Annotated in this window: 4 protein-coding genes; 2 read left to right on the top strand and 2 right to left on the bottom strand. The window is 73.5% G+C overall.

Translation table 11 applies throughout. The features are described 5' to 3' along the window. Together FNH09_RS44975 and FNH09_RS44970 are read right to left on the bottom strand one after the other, a co-directional pair. Positions 1-300, bottom strand: a 300-nt coding sequence (locus tag FNH09_RS44975) for a (2Fe-2S)-binding protein (protein WP_238427475.1), incomplete at its 3' end; no start/stop codon positions are given. Further along, complete coding sequence (locus FNH09_RS44970) at positions 252-1,142, bottom strand: FAD binding domain-containing protein (RefSeq protein ID WP_152895645.1); 891 nt, start codon at positions 1,140-1,142, stop codon at positions 252-254. The genes FNH09_RS44970 and FNH09_RS44975, both read right to left, overlap by 49 nt. 383 nt (positions 1,143-1,525) lie before the next feature. Between FNH09_RS44970 and FNH09_RS44965 the strand changes: the two genes are divergently transcribed. Next, the gene (locus FNH09_RS44965) at positions 1,526-3,199 is read left to right on the top strand and encodes a PucR family transcriptional regulator (RefSeq protein ID WP_152895644.1); all 1,674 of its coding nucleotides are present in this window, start codon (positions 1,526-1,528) and stop codon (positions 3,197-3,199) included. A 151-nt stretch (positions 3,200-3,350) separates the two neighbouring features. Next, positions 3,351-4,130 (top strand): hypothetical protein, encoded by a 780-nt coding sequence (locus FNH09_RS44960; RefSeq protein ID WP_162470067.1) that lies wholly within the window; start codon positions 3,351-3,353, stop codon positions 4,128-4,130. The last annotated feature ends 88 nt before the right edge of the window (positions 4,131-4,218 follow it).

Here is a 4,218-nt window from a genome sequence, read left to right as displayed (position 1 = left end):
CTGTCTGGCGTACTCCGCCAGGCCCTCGACCGTGACGACGTCGCGGCCCTCGACCTGGCCGGCCGCCACCAGACAGGAGCACACCGGCACACCGTCGAGGCGGACGGTGCAGGAGCCGCACTCGCCCTGCTCGCAGGCGTTCTTGGAGCCGGGCAGCCCCATGCGCTCGCGCAGGACGTACAGCAGGCTCTCGCCCTCCCATACGTCGTCGGCCTCCTGCGGGCAGCCGTTGACGGTGAAACTGACGCGCATTACGCGACTCCCTCCGTGCGGGCGGCGGTGCCGCGGTAGGACTCCCAGGTCCAGGTCAGCGTGCGGCGGGCCATCACGCCGACCGCGTGTCTGCGGTAGCCCGCGGTGCCCCGGACGTCGTCGATCGGGTTGCAGGCTGCGGCGCACAGGTCGGCGAACTGCTTGGCCACCGACGGAGTGATGATCTTCCCGTTGTCCCAGAAGCCGCCCTCGTCGAGCGCCGCGGTCAGGAACTCCTCCGCCACCCTGGCCCGGATCGGGGTGGGGGCGGCGGAACCGATGCCGGTGCGCACCGTGCGGGTCTCGGGGTGCAGGGCCAAACCGAAGGCGCAGACCGCGATGACCATGGCGTTGCGGGTGCCGACCTTGGAGAACTGCTGGGGCCCGTCTGCCTTCGCGACATGGACGGCGCGGATCAGTTCGTCGGCGGCGAGCGCGTTGCGCTTCACGCCGGTGTAGAACGCGTCGATCGGGATCATGCGCGTGCCGCGCACCGACGCGACCTCGACCTCGGCTCCGGCGGCCAGCAGGGCCGGGTGGGCGTCGCCCGCCGGGGAGGCGGTGCCGAGGTTGCCGCCGACGCCGCCGCGGTTGCGGATCTGCGGGGAGGCGACCGTGTGCGAGGCGAGGGCCAGGCCGGGCAGCTCGCCGCGCAGGTTCTCCATGATCTTCGTGTAGGGGACCGAGGCGCCCAGCCGCACGGACCGCTCGCCGACCTCCCACTCGTAGAGTTCTCCGACACGGTTGAGGTCGAGCAGCTGTTCGGGCCGCCGGTGGTCGAAGTTGATCTCGACCATCACGTCGGTGCCGCCCGCGATCGGCACGGCGCCGGGGTGCTCGGCCTTGGCGGCGAGCGCCTCCTCCCAGCTGGCGGGGCGAAGGAAGTCCATGACCGGCTCTCTTCTTCGTCTCGTGAGTGTTCGTCTCGCGAGTCTTCGTCTCGTGAGTCGTCCGGATCCGAGCCGGTCAGGGTGCGGCGGGCCAGGCTCGTTCCTGTGCTGTTTACGCGAAGTGGGCTCAGTACACCGCCCGGTACTCCAGTGGGGTCAGTCACGGAAACCATGAAGGAGTTGGCTGGCCAGCACGGGCATCTTGTAGATTCGTATGAACGGAGGCCATCAGTAACCTCCGGGTTTTCCTGTGGAAACGTGAGACGCGCCCCGCCATCCCCGGGACGACCTGCTCCCGCGCCGAGAACCCTCTCGCCGGGCTCTCACCACAAACGCCTTCAGATTCATCGTAGATTTCGAGACAAGGAACGGCGGCGACGAGAATGCGGCTGCGCGCACTGCTGGACACCGATGCGCTGGGGCTGCGGCTGCTCGGCGGCGAGGACGAGCTGGACCGCACCGTGCAGGGTGTGATGACCACCGACCTCAGGGATCCCAGCCGCTATCTGGCCGGCGGTGAGCTGGTGCTGACGGGACTGGCCTGGCGCCGGGACGCCGAGGACTCGGAACCGTTCGTACGGACCCTGGCGGGGGCCGGGGTGGCGGGCGTCGCGGCCGGTACCGCGGAGTTCGGGTACGTGCCCGAGGACTTGGTCGTGGCCTGCGCCCGGCACCGGATGCCGCTGTTCGCGGTGCACGAGTCGGTTGCGTTCGCGACGATCACCGAGCATGTGGTGCGGCAGGTGTCCGGCGAGCGCGCCGGGGACCTCGCGGCCGTGGTCGACCGGCACCGCAGGCTGATGACCTCGGGCCCGACGGGCGGTGGCCCGGACGTGGTCCTGGACCTGCTGCGCTCGGACCTGGACCTGCGGGCCTGGGTCCTCTCCCCCGCCGGCCGGCTGATCGCGGGCCCGAAGGCGGCGGGCCCGGAGCTGCCCGCCGAGGTGTGCGCCCGGCTCGCGGCGGAACACCTGGCAGCCGCCCGCGCCGGCCGGCACACCCCGCACCGGGTGGCGGTCGGCTCCGCCACCTACTCGCTGTTCCCGATCCGCGGCGGCGGCCGCTCGGCACAGGGCTCCCGGGACGTGCGCGAGAACGTGCTGTCCGACTGGCTGCTGGCGGTGGAGGCGGACGCCGGGGACTGGCCCGAGGAGCGGCTCGACCTGCTCCAGGGCGTCACCCAGCTGATCGCGGTCGAGCGGGACCGGCGGGAGACGGCGCGCACGGTCCGGCGGCGACTGGCCCAGGAGATCCTCGAACTGGTGCAGACGGGCGCCGCGCCCGCCGAGCTGGCGGCGCGGCTGCGGGTCGCCGCCCCGGTGCTGCTGCCGGGCCTGGGGGCGGCCCCGCACTGGCAGGTGGTCGTGGCCCGGGTCGAGTGGGAGGGCGGCACCGTCGACGGCGGTCAGGCCGCCCAGTCGCTGCTGGAGGAGATCCTGGTCGACCCGCTCGCCACCGGTGCCGAGCCCTCCGACCGCATCGCCGTCGCCCACACCGGTGACGAGGCGGTCGCGCTCGTACCGCTGTCGGCCCTGCCGGGCGGGGACGACGGCACGGAGACGGGCATCGTCGCCGACACCCTCCTGGAGTCCGTACGGGACCCGCTGTCGGCCGGCCTGAACGACGACGGGCGGCTCACGCTCGGCGTCAGCGCGGCCGTGCACTCGGCGGAGGGGCTGCGCGGGGCGCTGGAGGAGGCACGGCACGCCCGGCGGGTCGCCGCGGCCCGGCCGGGCCGGGTGTGCGCCGCGGGCCACCAGGAACTCGCCTCGCACGTGCTGCTGCTGCCGTTCGTGCCGGACGACGTCCGCCGGGCCTTCACCGCCCGTCTCCTGGACCCGCTGCGCGACTACGACCGGCGCCACCGCGCCGAGCTGATCCCCACCCTGGAGGCCTTCCTCGACTGCGACGGCTCCTGGACGCGGTGCGCGTCCCGGCTGCATCTGCACGTCAACACGCTGCGCTACCGGGTCGGGCGGATCGAGCAGTTGACGAGTCGTGACCTGTCCCGGCTGGAGGACAAGCTGGACTTCTTCCTGGCGCTGCGCATGAGCTGAGGTCACCCGGCCGTGGGACGGAAGGGGATCAAGTGTCCTCCGGCCCCCACGACTTTGTGAAAACCTTCACCAACCTCTTGGCCGGGCGCCGGGATTGGTGCTGGAATGCCGCCACCACTCACAGCTCGATGGCGTGCTCGGGGAGGGCAACGTGGCGCATACCGCCATGTCTGGTAACGGAACGACCGCTGGTGACGATCCCCTCCAGACCGCGGTATGGCGGTTGCGCTCACGCGCCTGCTGGACCGACGCCGCGGCCCTGCTCCCACCGGACAGCGCGGCCGCCGCGCTGCAACGGGCCGGGCTGCTGGTGGAGCGGTGCCTGTACACCGAGCAGGGCTGGCAGGACGCCGAGGACGCGCTGCGGACGGCCGAGGCGCTCGCGGCCGGCGACGAGGAGCGTGGCGCGGCCGCCTGCGAACGCGGCCAGCTCGCCTACGCGGCCACCCTGCACGGGGTGCGCGACCGGGCGGACGAGGCGCGGGCGGCGCTGGGGCGGGCAGCGGCGCTGATCCCGCCGGGGTCGGCGGGGCGGGCCCTGCTGGACTTCCGGCGCGGGCTGCTCGCCGAGAACCTGTCCCGTTCCCCGCAGGCGGCACGCGCCGCCTACCGCCGGGCCCACGCGGGCGCCGTCGCCCACTCCGACGCGCTGCTGCTGTCCTTCACCTGGCGTCATCTGGCGGGCCTCTCCCTGCGGGACGGCGAGCTGGCGGAGGCCCGGCACGGCTTCGCCGAGTCCCTGCGGATCCGCGAGGAGCTGGGCTACCTGGTCGGCACGGCGCCCGCGCTGGCCTCCCTGGCGGACGCGGAGTCCGAGCCGGAGGCCTCACGGCTGCGCGAGGAGGCCCGCCGCCTGTACCGCCTCCTGGGCGGCGTACCGACCTGGCTGTCCAGCCACCTCGCGCCGCTTCCCCCGGCGGCGACGGCGTAGCCCGACGGGGCCGAAGACACGGAAGCACGGAGGCACAGCGCCGGCACGGGGGCACGGGGGCACGGGGGCGTGCGACGCGGGCCGGTGG

It is taken from the genome of Streptomyces adustus (assembly GCF_009377175.1).
Taxonomy (GTDB): Bacteria; Actinomycetota; Actinomycetes; order Streptomycetales; family Streptomycetaceae; genus Streptomyces; species Streptomyces adustus.
This window is presented reverse-complemented; position numbering and strand designations above follow the sequence as displayed.